This is a genomic window from Streptomyces sp. YS415, from assembly GCF_023544665.1.
In the GTDB taxonomy this organism is placed as follows: Bacteria; Actinomycetota; Actinomycetes; order Streptomycetales; family Streptomycetaceae; genus Streptomyces.
In genome coordinates this window covers 1-18,829 of sequence record NZ_JAMJFL010000020.1, presented here as the reverse complement: position 1 = coordinate 18,829, position 18,829 = coordinate 1, and the positions used below count along the sequence as shown (strand labels likewise).

Here is an 18,829-nt window from a genome sequence, read left to right as displayed (position 1 = left end):
AGGCGGCGCCACTCAATGCGGTAAGTACGTTGCACGACCCGGCCTCGCGCCGCCAATGACAACTTTCGTAACGTGCTCAGTTTCTGACCAGCCGATACCTGGCCAGAAGCCGCATGTGTCAGAGGTGGGGCATAGGGTTCGCCCATCTGCCTCTTGACCCTGGGGGAATCGTGGCCGCGTGGCTGTTGACCTGCAACCCTGACGTTTTCGACATCGCAAGCTTCCGCAGCGACGGCCAGGTCCTCACGTCATGGGCTATCGCACGACACAAGAGCGAAGTTGCTGCCGGCGACGATTTCGCACTGTGGGTAACAGGTGCCAACGCCGGCTTGATCGCTTACGGCCACTTCACCGGCAGCGCGGCCCGCGGCAAAGCCGATGCGGAGTACTGGGCGAGCGATCCCGGAGAGAAGGACTACGTTCCCCTCGAAGTTGATGAGTGGCTGGACCGCTTGGCGCCCAAGAGCCAGCTTGCTGGTGATCCTCGCATGGCCGGCGCCAGCATCCTCACCCAGCCGTTTGCAGGCAATCCCCACCGACTCACCCACAGCCAGTGGGATGCCGTCCTTGCCGCCATCAACATCTCGAAGGGTGCAGACCCCGAATGGCACCTGACCCCCGGCGACGAGATTCGGCGGGTCGAGCTGCACGACCGTTACGGCGGGAGCTCTCAGAACGGAATCAGTCCGTCTAGGACAACGAGCAACATCCTCATCTTCACTGCGGCCAGCTCAGGTCACCAGCATGGCTATTACGACACGTGGAACGAGGATGGGACGTTCCACTACACCGGCGAGGGCCAGACTGGCGACCAGAAGATGGTGCGCGGAAACAAAGCCATCTACGAACACCGGGAGACCGGCAAACGTCTAAGGCTATTCGAGGGCGCACGCGGAACGGTTCGCTATCTGGGTGAATGGACCCTTGACCCGGAACAGCCGTACTCCGAGGGAGAGGCGCCGGCTACCGGCGGCGGTCCCCTCCGGAAGGTCATCCGCTTCCATCTGGTCCCCGTTGATGCCGCGATCGACGCCCCCGATGTGCAGATCGGGCATGCATATGTAGCACCGAACGAGAGCGTGGCACCAGTCCCTGCCATACCAAGCACTCCAGACCCTGACCTAGTGGGGCGGAACCTGTCCACTCATCGGAAGCTGCAAAACGCACTCGCGAAGGAAGCGCAAGGGCGCGGCTTCACCGCCTTGTCACCCGATGCATCCGATCCTGATTTCGACGTTGCTTGGCGTGACCCTGAGGGGCGAGTAACAGTCTGCGAAGTCAAGTCCCTGACGCACGCCAACGAAGCACGCCAACTCCGGGCAGGGCTTGGGCAAGTTCTCGACTATCACGATCAACTCAGCCACCGCGCGCCTTCAGTGTCAGCGGTTCTGTGGGTTGAGCGCGAGCCTTCAGAGTCAAGGTGGGTTGAGCTGTGCGCCCGTGTAGGTGTAACCCTCGCCTGGCCCGGACAGGAAGACGTGGCCTTCAAAGCCTGACCGGTCAAGCACCACCAAGGCAGATGTGAGTTGCAACACAATCAGCATTCCTGAATGCGCCCTTAGTTATCGTTTGTACCGATCTCACCGGGGACCAAAAACCGGTCTCCGGTTTATGAACCTTTTGTCTCCTCGGGTTCAAGCGTAAGAGCAGGTCAGAGCGGTCCGGCGGAAATCTCGACGCTAACCCGCATCCCGTCTCGTCACTTATGCACCTAATGTCCTGCCGGGTAGTCAGCGCATCACAGTGAAGCCATGATTGCGGCACCCTGTTCGTACAGAACTCGCCCACGCCACCGAGCCGGCAAGCCATTGGTGACGCGGGCGAGTACGAGACGCCGTGGAGGCATCAACATGAGTGTGACGCAGGTGCAGTCAAACGCGCCAATTCCTGCGGTTCCGATCTGGATCATTACCGTGATCGTCATCGTGATCGCGATATGGCCCGCTTTCGGGAGGACGGTCGGTGTACTCAGTGATGCACTGGCTGTCACGGTTGCACTGACTGCAGGCGGCTACCTGCGGGGGAAGGTCCGTCGCCAGCTCATCCCTGACGCTCGGAAAGTCGAGTGACGAGCTAGAGATGCTCAACTCCCGCTGCCGCAGCAGCAGGAACTGAAGGGGCCAACCTACTCATGGTGAGTAGGTTGGCCCCCAGTCGCTGACTCCCCGAAAGTTCCCGCGAGCACTGTTGCGGATGCTCTTACCATCGTGCTCTCAGACGCTGCTGCAAAAGGTCATTGAGCACAGCTACCGGGGACTTGAGGCACATCGCCAACCGAGCATCGAGGGATGCCTCCCACTCAGCGGTGAGGTTCGCCATGAGCTGCTCGCGCATCTCCCGGGTGATGTGCGTGTAGCGCGCCTGTACCGAGCCGTCGATGTGCCCCATGCGCTCATCCATGAGCTTGGGCGGTGTACGGAACCCTTCCATGCGCGTCTTGTGCGTATGGCGCAGGCCATGAGGAGTGAGCCCCTTCGCGATCGGCACCCAGCAACTGTCCGCCCGCGACTGTGCTCCCCTTCCCCGCACCGGGACACCGGGCCAGGGGTCGGCGAGCACGGGCACCGGTCGCGCTTCCTGGGGCGCCTTCTTCGGGTACCAGCCGGAGACAGCCGGGGTGAAGAGCCAGGTGGCGAATCCGTTCCGTCGCCAGTGCTCGGCTTGGTCGACGGCACCCCCTCCGCGGGTGAAGCCGAGAGCGCCGATGGCTTCCCGTACACGGGCCCTGGTGGTTTCGGCTACGACGTCCGGTCGGTTGAGGACGTTGGACACAGTGCCTGTCGAGACGCCGGCGCGTCTCGCTACGTCCACCACCTTCGCGCCGGTCTCCCCCGTTCGGGAGACACCCTGTCCACGGAACATGTAGGTGTTGCCGTGGCAGGAGCAGGGCTTCGGTTGGGTGCGGGCAATGTGGCCTGTCCAGAGCCGAGTTAGCCACGTCGGAGCGTCGATGGTGCGGTAGCTGTCGTCTTTGGGTGGGCAGCGCTCGAACTCTCCCGAGTCGAGTTCGTAGAGCTGCCACTCCACACGGAGAGCAGCGCGACGGATGAACTGGGTCTCCAAGCCCACGATTTCGCCCCACCGCATCCCGGTGTATCCCTTGGTCACCACGGCTACGAATTCGTCGTCCCGCCCTGACAGCAGGGCGGCACGCTCAGCGCTCAGGAGAATGCCGAGCGGATCCGTGACGACCTTCTCCGGCCCGCGGTCACGCGAGCGGCCCGCGCGCTTCCCTCTGCCTCGCCGCTTCGTCGCAGGATTCGCACTGATGAGTTCCTCGTCTACGGCGTCTTCGAGGACCAGGTGAAGCGTGCCGCGCCACGTCTTTACGCTCGATACGGCGTAGAGCGCCTTCTCCTTCTTCTCCCATGCGTCGACATCCGTGCGCTGGATCGAAGCAAGCGAGCGGTCTTCGAACTCGGGGAGTAGGTGTTCCTCCAGGTGGCGACGGTAGTTCTGCATGGTTGAAGCAGCGAGATCCTGAGCGGCGTACCACCGTGAGGCGTAATCACCGAAGGTGATCTGTCCCGCTGCCGGGTCCTTCCAGGCTCCCGCGCGTACCTTCGCCTCTTCAGCGTCGGCCGCCTGCTTGGCTTCGCGCTTCGTTCGGAAGCGGATGGTGTTTCCCTGGTCGTCTGCGACCGTGCCGTACTTGCCCGGTGCGATTTTGTAGCGGCCACGCCAGTACGTGCCGCGGTCTTCTGCGAACCCCATTCGTCCTCTCAACGACAGCGATGGGCGGGAGCCGTGACTCGGCTCCCGCCCATCGAGGTCTTTCGTTCTTCGTCAGACAGCGTTCCGAGCGCGCCGGGGGCGCCGTGCTTGAAGCTGCATGGCGGGCACGTCGAAGGGGACGAACGTGCGTCGGCGAGTCGAAGTAGCGCTGATCTGAGGTGTGTTCACCGGGTCGGGTCGTTCTTCGAGGATGTGGAAGATCTCCTCCACGTGATTTCGCGTGAAGCGGTAGCCGCTGCCGCTCCGGAGGAACGGGATGCGGCGCCGCCGAGCCTGTTCCTTCACCCACCACTCGGAGCAGTCGAGCGCCTCAGCGACTTGCGCAGCGGAGTAGGACTTGGGGAGGTCGGGGTTCTTCTCACCCGAGTGCATTGGCTCCTCTTCCTCTCAGGTCCGCTACTTCCGCTACCTCCGCTACCGCCCTGGTCAGAGGCATGATCCAGGTAGCGGATAGAGGTAGCGGTAGCGGATGGAGCCGCTACCAGCTCCGGGTTCGTGACCGCGGGGCGGGTAGCGGATGGGGTGTTGCGGTAGCGGATGCGGAGCGGCTTGCCGCTACCCGGAAACCGCCTCTGAGCTGCCCGGTAGCGGAGGTAGCGGAAGTAGCGCACTTTCCGCGGGGGGTGGGCAGTAGCGCTGCCACGCGTCATGCAGATCGCTCGCGTAGTAGCCCTTCATGACGCTCCCGCCTGCCTTGATGTTGCGGGCCGCGATGGGTGTGTTGTCCGCGGTCATGTACTCCCGCAGCATCCGCGAAAGCCCGCGGGCGTCGAGCGGCTTGCCGCTCATGTCCGCCCACGGCGCCTCTTCGAGGCTGTGCAGCCTGTCGAGGATGGCGACGGTTGGCAGGCGGTCGATGCCGTTGAACACGTAGTCGCGCAGGTCGGTGAGCAGGCGGATACCGATGCTCCCCTTGTCGCTGGTCTTGGCCGCGTTCACCAGCTCGATGCAGGCAGTGCGGGCCCGCTCCGGCCACGTGCCGCCCGCCGCGTCCGCGATGGCGAGCAGGGGCTCCCACACGTCCGCGGGCCGGTCGCTGACGCCCTCCGGGAGCTCCGGGAACACTCCGTCGACCAGGTGGCGGACGGACTGCGCCCATGCGGCGAGCCGATCGCGCAGCGCGTGGCCCTCCTTCTCGTGGATGCGCTGCCGGAACGGCTCAACCCGCTCGTTCGGTGCACGGCGGCGCATGCGGACGATGACCGAACGCGTGAGGATCGTGTCCGGCAGCGAGCCGAGTCCCGCGACCGCGACCCCGCAGAAGGACGGGAACTCCTGCACCTGCTGATTGGACCCATCGCCGACGCAGCGCCACATGACGCCGGAACGGCGGTGCCCTGCGTTCAAGAATCCGCGGAGTTGTTCGTTCTCTCCGGCTTTGGGGCCAAAGACGGTGTCGATCTCGTCGAAGAGGATGGTCGGCCGTCCCTCCATCCCGGACACCGCGCGGAAGAGCGCGGAGGCCGAGGCGTTGACCGCCACCATCGGTTGCGGCACGAGGGTTTCCACGATCTCCAACGCGCGGGACTTGCCGGAGCCCGGCTCCGGGGAGAGGAACGCGAGCCGCGGTGTGGAGTCGAAGCAGTCGAGCAGGTGCGCGTGTGCGTCCCACAGCGTCACGGCGACGTATGCGGCTTCGAGGGGGAAGATGTTGAAACGGCGGTGGAAGGCTTCCACCTCATCAAGCAGTGCGGAGCCGTCCATGGCGGGTGCCGGCGGGTTGGCGCTCATGCCGCCTGCCTCCCTTCCTGGTTGGTGCGGAGCGGGCATGCGTCGCGGTGGGCGGTGTGGTCGTCGATCAGGACGAGCACCTTCGTGTGGCCGATGGCGCTGCGGTCCCTGCCGCACAGACACTTCGAGGTGGCGGTAGGCACGGCGTCACGCGGCGCGCAGATGCACAGCCACGCGATCGGGTACCGGCCGTCGCCCTGCTGCGGGTCAGGACGAAGAGCAGAAGGGACGCCCTTGCGGGCGGCTCCTTTCGGCTCGCCCACGGCCGGACGGGGCGCGGCTTGTGCGGCGGCGCACGGACCGGTCCGGGTGGCGGGAAGGCTCTTCAGGGGAGGGCGGGGCGGGGTGCTCATGCCGCCCTCCCCTGACTGTTGCGGGCAATCGACCAGTTCAGACCGCTGCGAATGGTCGCTTCACACGACCGCGGCGACAAACCGGCCTGCTCCCCCGCCCACTGAAGAGCCTCCTCAACCTGCTCCCTGGGGAGGTCGCCCCACGCGATGAACCGCCCCAAGGCTCGCGCCGCCCGCAGCAACGTGGCGTTGCGTTCGCCCTCCGGTGCCTGCCGCACGGACGCGGTTTCCGCGTTCAAGCCCGATGCGGCATAGCTGGACGCCCGCACAGACGATGGTGCAGCCGTTAGTGCCCGCAATGCCTGACGTGCCGTCAGGAAAGCGCACAGCCACTCCGGCAGGGGAGCGGGCGGCATGTCGTTGAGGACCGCGTAGGCACCCGCAGCGGTGAGGCTGCCGGGGGCGACGACGTAGCCACCCCACGCGCGGGTGTCGATGCGTTTGCCGAGCCGTCCGGCCGTGTTGCCGAGCCGGGCACCAGACGGGGCGGTGAAGTACAGGTGGACCCCACCGCTCGCAGTCCGCACCGTGCGAGTAGTGGGCACGGCCTGTCCGGCGCGCTCGCAGAGCGCCGTGAAGGTCGTCACGCCGTTAGGCGTGTCCGCACTGCTCTTCCGCTTGGGCAGGTCGAGGTCGACGACGACCAGCCCGGACGGCCCGGTTGCGATGCCGACGTTGAACGGCAAGTCGCCCCACGCGCGGCGGATGCGGTCGGGGTCGATGGTGGCGCGCTGTTCCCACTTGCGGTGACCGCCCGCGCAGTCCCCGATGCCGGGGCACACGTCCTCACCGTGTAGGGCCGGGCGCTTGCCGCCGGGACGGAGTGGGAGGACGGCCCATCCCCGCTCCGCGGCATCGAGGGCGGCGAACAGGAGGTGACGGTTCATGCCGTCACCCCGATCACGCTCGATGGGGTGGCATGGGCCGGATGGCCCTCGCCGTTTGCACGACGTTGGGTCATGCTGAAGGTCTCCTTGTTCTGTTGGAGGGACAGGAGAACCGGGGCGGGCGCAGGCTTGTGGTGAGACGGCGCCCGCCTCGGGCGTAGCTAGCCGTGGAAGTGGTTGCGCTTGAAGACGGCCTTGCGGATGTTGAAGGTGTTGCCGCCGCTGTGGCCGCTCGCGCTGAAGACCTGCACGGCGACCCATCCGCCGAAGATGACGGCGGCGAGGGTGATGAGCTGAGTGATGAGCGCGGTCAGCGCAGTGATGAACGCGGCCAGCAGGAACAGCCCGCCGCAGGCGGCACCGAACCCGATGCCCCCGAGTGCGATGTTCACCGCTGCGCGCGAGACGGGCGGCTTGGCCGCGACCGGTTCGGGCTTGGCGGGTTCGAGGGAGTAGCCGGTGACGACGCGGCCGTCCGGCAGGACGATGCTCGCCACGGATGGGATGCTGCCCGGCTGTACCGGTACGACCGGCGCCGACGGCATCGGGGCGAGCGGGGTGGGCCGGTGGACTTCCACGGTCGCCTCACGGCGGCCGGGCACGAGGTTGGCGTGCTCGTACACAGCGAGCCTCCTTCAGTTCCCGAGGGCGGACAGGGCGTCGGCGGACGCCTGCACGAGGTTGTGGATGGGCTCGTACGCGCCGGTCCCGGCGACGAAGAACCCGAAGAGGAACAGCGCGATGGCCGCACCGCCTCCGGCGGACTTGGTCTTGACGGCGAGGGCGGACGCGGCGCCGAACAGCAGCACGGCGGAGATGTTCAGGATCATCGGGAGCCTTCCGTTCAGGGGGTGTCGGTGCCGGCGCGGTAGATGCGGGCCCAGCGGTTGTAGAGCCAGCGGCCGACGCGTATACGCTTGCCGGTGGCCTTGCAGCGGCGGCAGTCCTTGCCGCGCTTCTGGCGGCCCTTGCGGTCGGTCTTCATCTGGAAGCCCCAGCCGTTGCACTTGCGGCAGTTGCCGAACGGCGAGGCAGCGCACACGGCGGCGTAACATAGCGTTACACCCAGAATCAGGGTGATAGCGAGCAGGACAGGGGTCATGGCGGACCCTTCCAGGCGGTTTTCAGGGGTTTCCGCAGGTGGGCCGCTATCCGCTAGCGGCCTGATCAGAGCGGGTTTGGGGCGCTAGCGGGGCCGCTAACGTTAGCGGGGTGTGCCGCTAGCGCTAGCGGCCCCGGAGTCTTAGCCCGCGTCCCGCTTTCCGTCACGCTCCGCAATCGCCGTGACGATGTGGGAGCGGTCAATGCCGCGCCGGTTGACGACCTTGCCCTTGACCCGGCGGCCCACCTGGATCGTGGAGACGCCGTGCGGTTTCAGAGCCGCGGCCAGTCCCTCGGGGTCCCAGCCGTCGTAGACCTCCTCGCGCAGCTCTGCGAGCCGGGCAACGACGGTTTCGGACCACACCTTGGGCTCATCGGCCGGCGCCACGGCGAGGATGTCGCGCAGCAGGTCATACGCGCTGGTGACCGACTCGGGTGCCTCCCCGAGTGCGTGCCCGGACAGGGTGCCCGCTTCCTCGCGCAAGCGACGGGCGCGGGCACCGATGACTTCGGCGCCCTGACCGTCGATGTAGATGGAGCGAACGATCCGGGCGTCCGAGCCTTCACCGACGAAGTAGTGAATGCCCTTGTCACCCCAGGCGAACATGGTCGCCCGCACGCCCCGCTTGTACGCGGACGTGCCAAGCACCATGTCGTTTTCGAGCTGACCCATGACCTTCAGGCACCACCGGGCCGAAGCGTTCGCGCTGATGCCGGTGGGCAGCGCCTTGGCGTCCGGGCGCTGCGTGGCAAGCAGCAGCACGATGCCAGTGGCCGGACCGCGCTTGACCAGGTCGGTTGCGATCTCCTCGAACTCCTTGGCGTGCTCGGGGTGCTCGAACAGCACCTGGCACTCATCCACTCCAATCACGATCGGGTGCAGACCCAGGGAGCGCTTGTCGGCGAGAGTGCTGGTCACCTTCGACTCCGGGCAGACATCCCGCGGAAGCGAGCGGATCACCTTGGTGCGGCGCCGCAGTTCCTCGCGCAGTGCCCGGAAGTCGTTCAGGCAGTACTCGATGGACTCGTCGTCGTCGCCCGCGGCATGGCGGTGTGAGACGGCATCGCCGACCGGGTCAAGGTCGCCCGTGCCCTTCATGTCGTAGGTGTGCAGCTCCGCGCGCGGGTCCAGCGCAGCGATGAGCAGCAGCAGTCTGAGCAGGAAGGTCTTGCCCATGCGCGGGATGGCGCCGATGACGCCCGCGATGTACATCAGCGTCGCCTCAACCCAGCGTCCGCGCTGGTCAGTGCCGTAGGCGACCGGCTTGAACAGGTCCACCGAACCCGACTTGAGCAGCGGCCACTTGGGCTGCTTGGCGCGGGACATGTCCTGATCCCCCACCCACAGGACGAGGTGACCGGTGTGCTCATCCGGTACCGCCTCGGGCCACACGCACCCGAGCGGGCGGCGCAGGCCGGAAGCGAGCCGGTCGCGACGCTCGATGACGTCGGTCACCGTGACGCCGTACGGGAGGTTGCCCTCCGCGCGCCATCCGGGGCCGTCACGGGTGATCGGGGCGGTGAACTCGAACCCGTCGCGCCCCTTGGCCTGCGCCTGGTTTATGGCGGGGATGCCGAGAGCACCCAGCGCCCGCAGCACGATGTCACTGGTGAGCTTGACCGCCTTGGGCAGTTCCACCGCGCGGTGGATGACCGGGGCATCCGCGCGGCGTCCGGCGAACCCGAGCGCCATCACGACCGCGCTCACCGACACCGCCTGAAGCCAGTCGGGGGCGAGCACGTAGATGGCGAGCGCTGAGCCGAGCCCGACGAACATGGCGAGCACGGCAACGAGGGTGCGCAGGCGGACCCGTCCATCGCGCTGCCGCGACAGCTTCAGGTACTCCGCGGCGTCCTCACGCCGGACCGCGGCGAGTCGGACCGGTTCGCCCTCACGGTCGGCCACCCATCGCATCGTGCCGCCCACGAATCGGGCGGCGCCGGTCGGGGCTTGCAGGGCGAGCCGGGCGGCATAGACCGGGGCGCGCAGCGCGTGATACCCGGCAGCGTGGGCGTAGTGACGGGCCACCCACGCCGTGGCAGTCCGCAGTTCTGCCACCGACCGCAGCCACACGGGAACGACCGCACGGCGCTGGGCACCGAGCAGCCGACCGAGGTAGCCCGGACCGGTGGCCGTCGGGGTCGGCAAGTCGACCATCACGCGCGCGGTCGGGTCGCCCGACTCGGCACCCGACCGACCGGTCTCGGAGTCGGCCGACGGGTCGGAGTCGGGTCGGGCGGTCGGGTCGGCCGACTCGGTACGGGCCGACCGTGCCTTGTCGAGGTCGACTACCTCGCCGCCGGAGTCGGCGGCCATGTCGGCTTCGAGTCGGTGGAAGAGTTCGTTCTCGTCGTCGGGGTGCTTCACTGAAGGTTCCTTCCAGTGGGAGGCAGGGCGGGGTCCGGCCGTCGCTGTAGGAGGTGGGCGGACGGACCCCGCCGGATCGTGGTGCTACGGGGGGTGGCATGGGGAAATCTGAGTTCAGGACGCGGCCGTGCAAGTGGTGCGGCCAGCCGGTGCAGCAGCCAGAAAGCCGCTGGCGAAGGCGGCGTTTTTGCAGCAAGTCACACCGCCGCAGAAGCCGAGTCCTCGAAGCCGTCCTGGAGTTCCTGGACATCTGGTAGGTCAGGCAGCGCGCTGTTCCTCGGGGTAGGCGCAGGGCACGCACATGCCGAGCGACGTGGGGATGACGTATCCGGCGTCCTGTCGGCAGGTGGGGCACGTGCGGCGGGCACGGTTCGCCTTGGCGAGCGCGGCCCACTTGCCCGGCGTCATCGGCCGGACGGGCTTGGCGCGGTCGACGCGGTAGAGGTAGGCGACCAGGGGGCCGCGCCGGTAGCGCGGGCGCATGATCTGCGCCGCGATGGACTGCCCACCGGGCCGTAAGCCGCGGGCCCGTAACTGCCGTTTGGTGGCAAGTCCGTCGGGGGCATAGCGCCACGGATAGGTGGGCAGTCCGTGCCTCGCGCCGGTCGGGTCGAAGCACTTGGCGAACATCAGGCAGCCTCAGCCGTCGTGCCGTCGCCCTCCGCGTCGTCCACGGAATGCAGCGGACGACCGTCGGCGCGCTCTGCCTTCAACTGCTCCCGCAGCTTGCGGGCGTTGGCCTGCGAGACATGCAGCGTGGTGCGCAGACGGTCCGCGGTCAGCTCCGCCTCGGACCACTCTGCCGTGACCGTACGCGCCTCGGTCAGCGCCTCCTCGAAGGTGCGCTGAGTCTTGGCCCTGCCCTTGGCGGGGGTCCGGCGACGCGGGCGCGGCTTGGCGTCGACCGGTGCCGGCGGATTGTCTGCCGGGGGCGGCGCGGGCGTCTCCTGCTCGGCAGCGGGGACCAGGTCGCCCATCCGCAGCATCACGCGCTCGCGCCGCGGGGTCTTCGAGCGCCACTTACGGCCGTAGCGCTCGCGCAGGTCCGCGCGGGCCAACTGCCGTTCCTTCTCGCGCGCCAAGGCATCGGAGTAAGAGGTGATCTCCCACAGCGTCATGCGGCGCCACAGCGCGAATGTGGAGGGGAAGGCAAGCAGCCAGCGGGAGAACCGGATTTTTTCCATGCGGCGGCCGGTGGCCGCGCCGATCCGCACGGCGTAGATGTGCGCGCCGATCTCGGAGAACACAACCCACAGCAGCGGCATCGTGCCGTGGGCGATCTTGGCCCACATGCCCTGTCCGGCGGCGATGTTCAGCCCGCAAGTGATCAGGGTGAGCACCCACGGCACGAACCGCACCCACGCGAGCGCCATGTCCATCCGGATCAACAGCAGGTTGGCGACGGTGAACACTGGGATGGCCACATCGATCCCGACCGGCAGCATCCACGGAACGTGGAAGCCCCATCGGGCAGCGGCGGCCGACACGGCGTCGAAGGAAGAGATCAGACCGAGCGCGCCGACGCCGGCCGCGGCAAGCGCGCCAACTCCGGCAAGGCCCATCTCCGGCTTCGTCAGCGGCGGCACTCCGGACAAAGGCGCCTCGGGAGCGCGGTTGGTGGTCATGCCGCTACCCCCTTGCGTGCCGCGCGGCGGCGCCGGGCGGGGCGCGTCAGGGGGATGACATCGAACAGGTCCGGGTTCTCCTCGATGACCTGCGCGGCGATGCGGATCAGGTCGTCGGGAAGGTTCGGATCGTCGGCGAGGATGTCGCGCGCCGCGTCCTCACGGGCCGCGCGCTCTTCGTCCGTCTCGCCCTCGACCCCAAGCCACAGCTCAACCGGGGTACCGAGCGCCAGCTCCGCGAAGTCCGCGGCAGAGATGGCCTGTTGGTGGCCGATGTACGTGCGCATGACAGCTCCTGAAGTGGGAGGGACACGGAGCCGGAAAGTCGCAGGCGTTTGGTGAGACGGCGACTACTCCGGAAGAACCCAAGCCGCAGCACGGCAGGGGAAAGCGCCCCGACCAGAAGTCGAACCCGGTCTACGACCATCGGGGCAGTGGTGCAGGGTCAGCCGTTGCGGACGCGGCCGGAGACGGTGTTGGCGGACACGTTCAGGTGCCGGGCGCCGGAGATACGCACGTCACCAGAGACGCTGTTGGCACTGACGGGCCCGGCGGCGCCATTAGTCGCCAGCACCCTGATGTCCCCCGAGGTAGTGCCCAGGGTCGCGCCGCGACCGTCGTACAGGTCGACCTCGATGTCACCGGAGACCGACTGTGCGCTAATCAGCTCGGTGACGCGGCCGGCGTGGATGTCGCCGGAGGTGGTGTTGGCGCGCAGTTCCCGGACGCCATCAGCGTCGACGCTGCCAGAGACGGAACGGAACTCCACCCGGTCGACGTAGCCGAAGACCTCCGCGTCGGCGGACTGGGACACGACCGCGAGGGAGGAGTGCGGGGGCAGGCACACCGTGGCCTCGATCGGGCTGTCGGTCGGCATGGTGTTCGTGCCGCCGGAGATGACGCGGCCGTCGACGATGGTCAACCCGGTCACCGATCCGTAGACCGTGCCGACGTTCTGCACGATGCGGTTGCCGCGTCGGCTCTGCACGATCACGTTGCCGGGCATCTCCGGCACCTCGAGGCCGAACGCCTGCCCACTCTGCATGCTGCGGGCGCGGTTGATGGCGTCGGCCGCGGCCCCGGTGGCGTCGTCGGTACGCAGCACGACGCGGGCGGTGGTCAAGCTGTCGAGGACCTGAACGCGGACGCTGCCGACCGGCAGCGACAGGCCCAGGATGATGGGGCCGGAGGTCTCGGAGACGAAGGTGCGCTCAGTCATGGTCAAGCTCCCAAGGCTTGTTGGAGTGGAGCACGGGATGAGCGAAGGAGCGGGACGGCCGCGGCATTGAAGTGGTGAGACGGCGGCCGTACCGCGAAGCCCTCATGCCGCGATGCGGCGGGGCGGCGCCCCCGAACCGAGTCGAACGGCTCGTACGACCATCGGGGCGGTAGTGCATGTCTCCTTCATCGCGACCGCGCTCCCGTGTCAGGTAGAGCTGTCCGGCCTCGAAGTAGGCGTATGGAGACGTGACCTCTCGGTCTAAGCCCTCCGGTTAATGACAAGGCGCCGGGTCGCCTCCCCCCGTCCGATGCGGGGCTCCTGGTCGTGCGGTCTTGCAGGTCAAGCACTTGCAGACACAGCCGGCCAAGCCCTTTCGGGCTTGCCGTGCTGACGTGTAACAGCATGGACTAGCACGTGCTACTACGCAAGAGGGTCGCGGAGACTCGTGCTAGGTCGTGCTAGGGGTGGGTACGCTCGATGGCGTGATGAGCGCTGAAATCTCGAAAGACGACCCCAGACCGGAGTCCGAGCAGGCGGCTGACATCCTGCGGAAAGAGATCCTGCGTGGCGACATCAAGCCGGGGGCCCATGTGGGCTCCGTGCGAGACTTGGCCACACGATTCAAGATCTCGGGAATGACGGTTCAGCGAGCCCTTGCGATCCTGCGTGAGGATGGGCTCATCGTGACCACGTCGCGCGGCAGCTACGCCCGCGATCCCCAGGAAGCCACCGAAGACAGCGGAGCCAACGCAGGTGTCGACCTTCCCGAAGTCCTGCGTCAGCTCGAACATCTCACCTCCCAAGTCTCGGAACTTCGCGGCAGGCTCGAAGCGCTCGAAAGCCGCTCCCTGCCGGGTGGTGCTTGATCTGCAACCAGCATGCGCGGAACGGGAGTTGAGAGGTAAGTGACAGCCAGGGGACGGAAGATCGAAGGAGGGGACATGTCAGGTGACACCCGCCTGTCACCTTCCCTGTCCCCCCGCCTTACGCGCGAGACTCGGAGCAGGCACTCGGAGGAGGGCGCATGAACGACGACAGGCCGGCATGGGCGCGGCGCATCGCTGCGGAACGAGCGGCCCGTGATTGGTCGCAGCGTGACGCCGTGAGGGCACTGCGGGGGCACGCTCCGACAGAGCTGCCCGCGGAAGACAGCATGATTCGCCAGTGGAAGCGCTGGGAGTCAGGCCAGATGCCGAACGACTTCTACCAACCGATCATCGCAGCCGTCTTCGGCACGGTGACGCACGCGCTCTTCCCTGCGCCTTCCCGACGAGACGGGGACACGGAGATTCTGGCAGCGTCCGGCATGGAGACGCTGGAGATCGTAAGCCGCCTCAACCGGTCGGACGTCGACAACGCCACGCTCGATGCTCTGCGGATCACGGCGGACCGGCTCTCCTCGGAGTACCCGTTCATGCCGAGCGAACAGCTCCTCGTCGAGGGGCGCCAGTGGCTCCGCCGCGTCGTCGACCTGCATAAGAAGAGCCTCACACTCGCCCAGCACCGCGAAGTTCTCGCACTGTCCGGGTGGCTCGCGCTCCTGGTCGGCTGCGTCGAGTACGACACGGGCGACCGTCACGCGGCCGAGTCGACGCGACAAGCGGCACTCTCGCTCGCGACCGAGGCAGACCATGCCGAGGTCGCCGGGTGGGCACACGAGATGCGAGCCTGGTTCGCCCTCACGACCGGGGACTACCGCGGCGTCATCGCAGCGGCGCGGGCCGGAGCGGAAGTGGCGCCGCATCACGGCGTTGCTGTGCAGCTCGCAGGCCAGGAAGCCAAGGCGTGGGCGCGGCTCGGGGACCGCCGGCAAGTTGAGGTCGCACTGGATAAGGGGCGGCGGCTGCTCGAAGCGATGCCGTACCCGGAGAACCTGGACAACCACTTCGTGGTGGACCCCGCCAAGTTCGACTTCTACGCAATGGACTGCTACCGCCTGGTCGGCGAAGACAAGCTTGCGCGCACCCTCGCCGAAGAGGTTCTGAGAGCGGGGACGGACTTCGACGGAACCGAGCGCTCGCCCATGCGAAACGCGGAGGCTCGCGTCACCCTCGGCGTCACAGCGGCGCGCGAAGGCGACTTGGAGCAGGCCCTCACGTTGGGGGAACGTGCCCTTGAAGGCACCCGTCAGTCCGTACCGTCGCTTATCATGACCAGTCGGGAACTGGCAGCCGAGATGCGGCTTAGGTACAGCTCCGAACCGGCAGCACAGGAATACCTTACACGATTGCGTGTCCTCGCCGAAGAAAAACCCGGGTTCTTGCCGCGTTGAACAATGTCGCGGCCGCGAATTCACCGCTGGTCGATTTTCCCTACGTAGGGCTTGTCCCTCCCTGCGTCCTATCGAGCAGGGTGGAAATAAGTATGCGATCTGGCATACCCGCGAATAGATAGAACAGAGATTCTGGAACGTAACCTGGTTTACGAAACCAGTTGCGCACCCGAGCGCCCTGGCCTTGGTCATCCGCCATCTCGCCAAGCACTGTTTCCGTGTCTTCGTAGATGTGCGGCGGACGGAGTCGCCCCCTTGAGCGATTCAACATAAAATCGCTGAGAACGGTCTCTCCATTTGGCATCAAGCTGCGCCCCCAGGCGCTCAGAGATTGGCTGCCAGCAGCAAATACATCGTTTACAGCATTCGACGATTGCACTCGGTGCCAAATCTCAAGCAATGTGGGATGTTCTTCTGCTTGACCGGAAGCTACTGCGATATTTATGAAGAACCGCGCCATTAGGATTGCATTTCGCCGAACGTCTACGGGCACCTGAGTTCCAAGCACGGCTCTCACGCCCTCACGAATCAGAAGATCGGTGATGCTGACGGCACCAGTTCCACGCGGCGCTACATGGCAAGCGCTAAGAATAACCACGGGTGGCGGCCTTTCCAACCCGAGTTCAACGCAAAGCTCGTCTCCGATAACCAGTCCAGCACTGTTGTTACCCAGTGCTCCATGCGCACTGATAACAAGAAAATGTGGCATCTCGTCAGCTATGGCGCGGCGCAACTCATCCCGACTTTGAGCCTCGACGATATTCATCGTTATACCGCTTGCCTCAAGGTGCACGATCTCACGTGCCGTTCGCCATCCGATACGCGAGAGCTGTCCGACAGGGTCACGCGACGGGATGCATTCCGCAACCAAGACGCGAATATTTCGGTTCAGCTCTATAGGTACCGCAGGACTGAGCTCTTCCTGAATGGTCCTGAGCAGCGGAATTAGTGGACGATAAGCGATCGGGATTCGCGCCGACAATGGCGCACTGTCACCAGGCATCCGCAATATACCTATTGGGAAATTCGTGAAAACCGTGAGCATTCCAGCACGCCTGATAATCTCGATCAGCGTTTGGCTCCACAAAGGCTTGGCAGCTTCGTTTAGGCGATCAAGCAGTCGCCTTACGCTTGCTCCGCTTTCAGTCCCGGAGAAATGTCGCTCCAACTCAGCTAGCGCGACAAATGCCTCCGGCGGAACGGAGGGAAGCAAGAATCCAATACCGCTTTGACTAAGCGCCTGGTGTGTAGCTACAAATTCTATGGCGGCACGCTCAACGAGCTCGTCTGATCGCAGATGCATTTCTGGAGACCAGGTGTCCTCAGGATGCAATGCAGAAAGCGGTCGCCCCCGTGAACGCAAGGCAGTGTCGTAAGCGATGCGCGCATAAGCGGGAGCCACGCCTGGGAGAGCCAGCGTTACGGGGATATGCATGCGCGCCTCAGCGTATGCACGTGGCAGCTCTTGTTCCGCCTGATCGATTCCTACGCCTTCTCTTTCAAGCCGCGCCAGAGCAGAAAGAAGTGCCTGCTCATGCAAAGTCCGAGCAGTTAGGGAATCTAGGTCTTCGAGTGAATTTATTTGCGCCTCAGCAGTGTCGTCACCCATCTGCCGGGCAAGCCAGCGACGAGGCAGATCCATAGGCGCAGTGTCAAGCCGACGCGTCAACTGCGGTTCACGCCCCAAGTATTCAACTTCGGGCCTATATCGCTTATGTATCTGCTTCCAATGCTCTCTGATGCTATCGCTTGACATATCAGAGTACTTGACCGGCGGGAAGGCAAATCCTAATGCCTCGGCCCGCCGACCACACTCTTCGGCTAGGCCGTCTGGACAAACAGCCAGTACGGGGTCGAGCCCAGCCATAAATCCTGCGCAATGTTCCTGGTCAAAAATCTCAATTGGAACAAATAGAATCTGATGACCCAGGTGGAGCTGTTGGCTCAACTTGAGCAACGTGACGGAGGAATCAGCCAACTGATAGACCGTATTTGGCAGGTGCAGGCAATACCACAAGCCTGGCAGCGCCGCTGATGCTGCGCGCGATAGTCCATGCGGTACGGTGACCTCGGCGTCTTCGCCCAGTTGTCGAAAGAGGAATGGACTGTAGGTCTGCCCCTTGAGATCCTCGCCTTCCTCGAATACGACCGCATACATAGGCATCGGCGGCGGGACCCATCGTGATGTCGATGGCCTATCTGGGACCACTTGCGAGCTCCATTTCCGCCGTGCTTTACACGTTGCATTGCCCACGCCTAGCGGTCGTCCCCCCGGAGCGAGCAGCCCTCGCTACCAGCCAGCACAACAAGGCGGGCGCATGGAGGTGAACAGACACACCACCCGCCTCCCCACGACGATAGGTTAGAGGCCATCGTGATGTCTGCGATCTCCATGTTCAGTCACGAATCGGTCACTGTCGTACCGGTCTCTGTGCTTAGTTGCCTTGCCGGGCATGTGGACTCTCCAGCGGGCAGCAGCCATGTAATCCAGGGGCTTGGGGCAGCGCTTCCCGTAGTGCCCGAGGGGTTGGACTTGGCCGGTAGCGTCGGGAGAAATCTGGGAGAAGATCTCCCCCCGGCGTCTCCCGAAGACTCGGCGAGACCAACTCGAACCAAGCCTTTGACCTGCATAAACGGCTTCGATGCCATCTCTGGATCTTGCCCTGACCTTGTTCGGGACGAAGAGGTCGTGGGTTCAAATCCCGCCACCCCGACGCTGTACAGAGGGCCTGGTGTGTAAATTGCACCAGGTCCTTTGTCGTGCTCGGGGACCGATGAGTTTGGGTGGGGTGGGGAGTCTCTTCTTCGGTTGTGCCGTTCGGCTTGAGGGGAGAGGTTTCGTATGAGCGCCGCTGTTAAGGGGCCCGCCAGCTACTTTCCGTCCATTGAGAAGAAGTATGGGCGGCCGATCCCGGAGTGGATGGAGTTGATCCGGGGGGCCGGGCTCGTCAAGCACATGGAGCTGGTGGGGTGGCTCAAGGCGGAGCATGGTGTGGGGCACGGACATGCCAATGCTCTGGTGGCGTACGCCCTGGCCGACGACAGGGACAAGCAGGGGTAGGTTTCGCGTTCACGTTTCGTCGTACGGGTCCTGCGGGGGTGCCGTCGGGGTTGCTTTCGTCACCTTCAGGTAGGGGATGGGGGCGCCGTTCACCGGGTCTTTGGTGGTGCGGGGGGTGTAGGTGCCCGTTACGCGTAGCCAGGTGTCCGGGCGGAGTACCGGGGGGACCTGGCCGGTCAGGGCGATCTTGATCGGCTGGGCGTCCGCCGCGCAGCAGTTCAGGGTCATGCGGACCAGGTAGGGGGTGCCTGAGGGGGACAGCGCTACGAAGCCGGTGATCTCCACGCGGCGGTCCTTCAGGGTGCGGCCCTGGTCGTAGACCGCTCTTGCCGCGTAGTCCGGGAGGGAGAGGGGGGTGGGGTCGTGTGGGGGCAACTCTTCGTAGCCGTAGGGCTCTTGGAGGGCCGTACCGGTGCGTAGTGCGCTGTATGAGCCCAGGGCCGGTGGGGCGACCAGGATCAGGGCCAGGACCGG

19 protein-coding genes are annotated in these 18,829 nt (G+C 65.7%); 5 read left to right on the top strand and 14 right to left on the bottom strand.

The features are described 5' to 3' along the window. The first annotated feature begins 170 nt into the window (after positions 1–170). Together M8H82_RS23975 and M8H82_RS23970 are read left to right on the top strand one after the other, a co-directional pair. Positions 171–1,496 carry a YDG/SRA domain-containing protein gene (locus tag M8H82_RS23975; RefSeq protein ID WP_250077008.1) on the top strand — a complete coding sequence of 442 codons (1,326 nt, stop codon included), beginning with the start codon at positions 171–173 and terminating at the stop codon, positions 1,494–1,496. 354 nt (positions 1,497–1,850) lie between these two features. Next, positions 1,851–2,069: a hypothetical protein gene (locus tag M8H82_RS23970; protein WP_250077007.1), complete on the top strand. Its 219-nt coding sequence runs from the start codon at positions 1,851–1,853 to the stop codon at positions 2,067–2,069. Positions 2,070–2,199: 130 nt separating this feature from the next. Here M8H82_RS23970 and M8H82_RS23965 read toward each other — a convergent pair whose 3' ends face one another. The 12 genes from M8H82_RS23965 to M8H82_RS23905 form a co-directional block, all read right to left on the bottom strand. Next, positions 2,200–3,714, bottom strand: coding sequence for a LacI family DNA-binding transcriptional regulator (locus M8H82_RS23965; RefSeq protein WP_250077006.1), 1,515 nt, complete (start codon positions 3,712–3,714; stop codon positions 2,200–2,202). A 576-nt stretch (positions 3,715–4,290) separates the two neighbouring features. Beyond that, positions 4,291–5,466: a DUF3631 domain-containing protein gene (locus M8H82_RS23955; protein ID WP_250077004.1), complete on the bottom strand. Its 1,176-nt coding sequence runs from the start codon at positions 5,464–5,466 to the stop codon at positions 4,291–4,293. Beyond that, on the bottom strand, positions 5,463–5,819 hold the full coding sequence (locus M8H82_RS23950; RefSeq protein WP_250077003.1) for a hypothetical protein: 357 nt from the start codon (positions 5,817–5,819) through the stop codon (positions 5,463–5,465). Before M8H82_RS23950 ends, M8H82_RS23955 begins: the two co-directional genes overlap by 4 nt. Further along, the gene (locus tag M8H82_RS23945) at positions 5,816–6,706 is read right to left on the bottom strand and encodes a bifunctional DNA primase/polymerase (RefSeq protein ID WP_250077002.1); all 891 of its coding nucleotides are present in this window, start codon (positions 6,704–6,706) and stop codon (positions 5,816–5,818) included. Before M8H82_RS23945 ends, M8H82_RS23950 begins: the two co-directional genes overlap by 4 nt. A gap of 161 nt (positions 6,707–6,867) precedes the next feature. Continuing rightward, on the bottom strand, positions 6,868–7,329 hold the full coding sequence (locus tag M8H82_RS23940) for a hypothetical protein (protein ID WP_250077001.1): 462 nt from the start codon (positions 7,327–7,329) through the stop codon (positions 6,868–6,870). A gap of 12 nt (positions 7,330–7,341) precedes the next feature. Continuing rightward, entirely contained in the window at positions 7,342–7,536 is a 195-nt protein-coding gene (locus M8H82_RS23935; protein ID WP_250077000.1) for a hypothetical protein, read from the bottom strand. A gap of 14 nt (positions 7,537–7,550) precedes the next feature. Then, entirely contained in the window at positions 7,551–7,808 is a 258-nt protein-coding gene (locus M8H82_RS23930) for a hypothetical protein (RefSeq protein WP_250076999.1), read from the bottom strand. A 141-nt stretch (positions 7,809–7,949) separates the two neighbouring features. Next, positions 7,950–10,175, bottom strand: a complete 2,226-nt coding sequence (locus tag M8H82_RS23925; protein WP_250076998.1) for a cell division protein FtsK — start codon at positions 10,173–10,175, stop codon at positions 7,950–7,952. Between the two features lie 258 nt (positions 10,176–10,433). Then, positions 10,434–10,805 (bottom strand): RRQRL motif-containing zinc-binding protein, encoded by a 372-nt coding sequence (locus tag M8H82_RS23920; RefSeq protein ID WP_250076997.1) that lies wholly within the window; start codon positions 10,803–10,805, stop codon positions 10,434–10,436. After that, complete coding sequence (locus M8H82_RS23915; RefSeq protein ID WP_250076996.1) at positions 10,805–11,800, bottom strand: DUF2637 domain-containing protein; 996 nt, start codon at positions 11,798–11,800, stop codon at positions 10,805–10,807. The genes M8H82_RS23920 and M8H82_RS23915 overlap by 1 nt, the downstream gene beginning before the upstream one ends. Then, positions 11,797–12,087, bottom strand: coding sequence for a hypothetical protein (locus M8H82_RS23910; RefSeq protein WP_250076995.1), 291 nt, complete (start codon positions 12,085–12,087; stop codon positions 11,797–11,799). The genes M8H82_RS23915 and M8H82_RS23910 overlap by 4 nt, the downstream gene beginning before the upstream one ends. Before the next feature lie 158 nt (positions 12,088–12,245). Beyond that, positions 12,246–13,019, bottom strand: a complete 774-nt coding sequence (locus M8H82_RS23905) for a DUF4097 family beta strand repeat-containing protein (protein WP_250076994.1) — start codon at positions 13,017–13,019, stop codon at positions 12,246–12,248. A gap of 488 nt (positions 13,020–13,507) precedes the next feature. On the opposite strand from M8H82_RS23905, the gene M8H82_RS23900 reads away from it, so the two are divergent. Further along, positions 13,508–13,888, top strand: coding sequence for a GntR family transcriptional regulator (locus M8H82_RS23900; RefSeq protein WP_250076993.1), 381 nt, complete (start codon positions 13,508–13,510; stop codon positions 13,886–13,888). A gap of 158 nt (positions 13,889–14,046) precedes the next feature. After that, entirely contained in the window at positions 14,047–15,294 is a 1,248-nt protein-coding gene (locus M8H82_RS23895) for an XRE family transcriptional regulator (RefSeq protein WP_250076992.1), read from the top strand. Positions 15,295–15,334: 40 nt separating this feature from the next. On the opposite strand, the gene M8H82_RS23890 is transcribed toward M8H82_RS23895, so the two are convergent. Next, positions 15,335–17,458, bottom strand: coding sequence for a CHAT domain-containing protein (locus M8H82_RS23890; protein ID WP_250076991.1), 2,124 nt, complete (start codon positions 17,456–17,458; stop codon positions 15,335–15,337). Positions 17,459–18,136: 678 nt separating this feature from the next. Between M8H82_RS23890 and M8H82_RS23885 the strand changes: the two genes are divergently transcribed. Further along, positions 18,137–18,355, top strand: coding sequence for a DUF4287 domain-containing protein (locus M8H82_RS23885; RefSeq protein ID WP_250076990.1), 219 nt, complete (start codon positions 18,137–18,139; stop codon positions 18,353–18,355). A 9-nt stretch (positions 18,356–18,364) separates the two neighbouring features. Here M8H82_RS23885 and M8H82_RS23880 read toward each other — a convergent pair. Next, a partial coding sequence (locus M8H82_RS23880; protein WP_250076989.1) for a TIGR03943 family protein occupies positions 18,365–18,829 on the bottom strand: 465 nt, incomplete at its 5' end.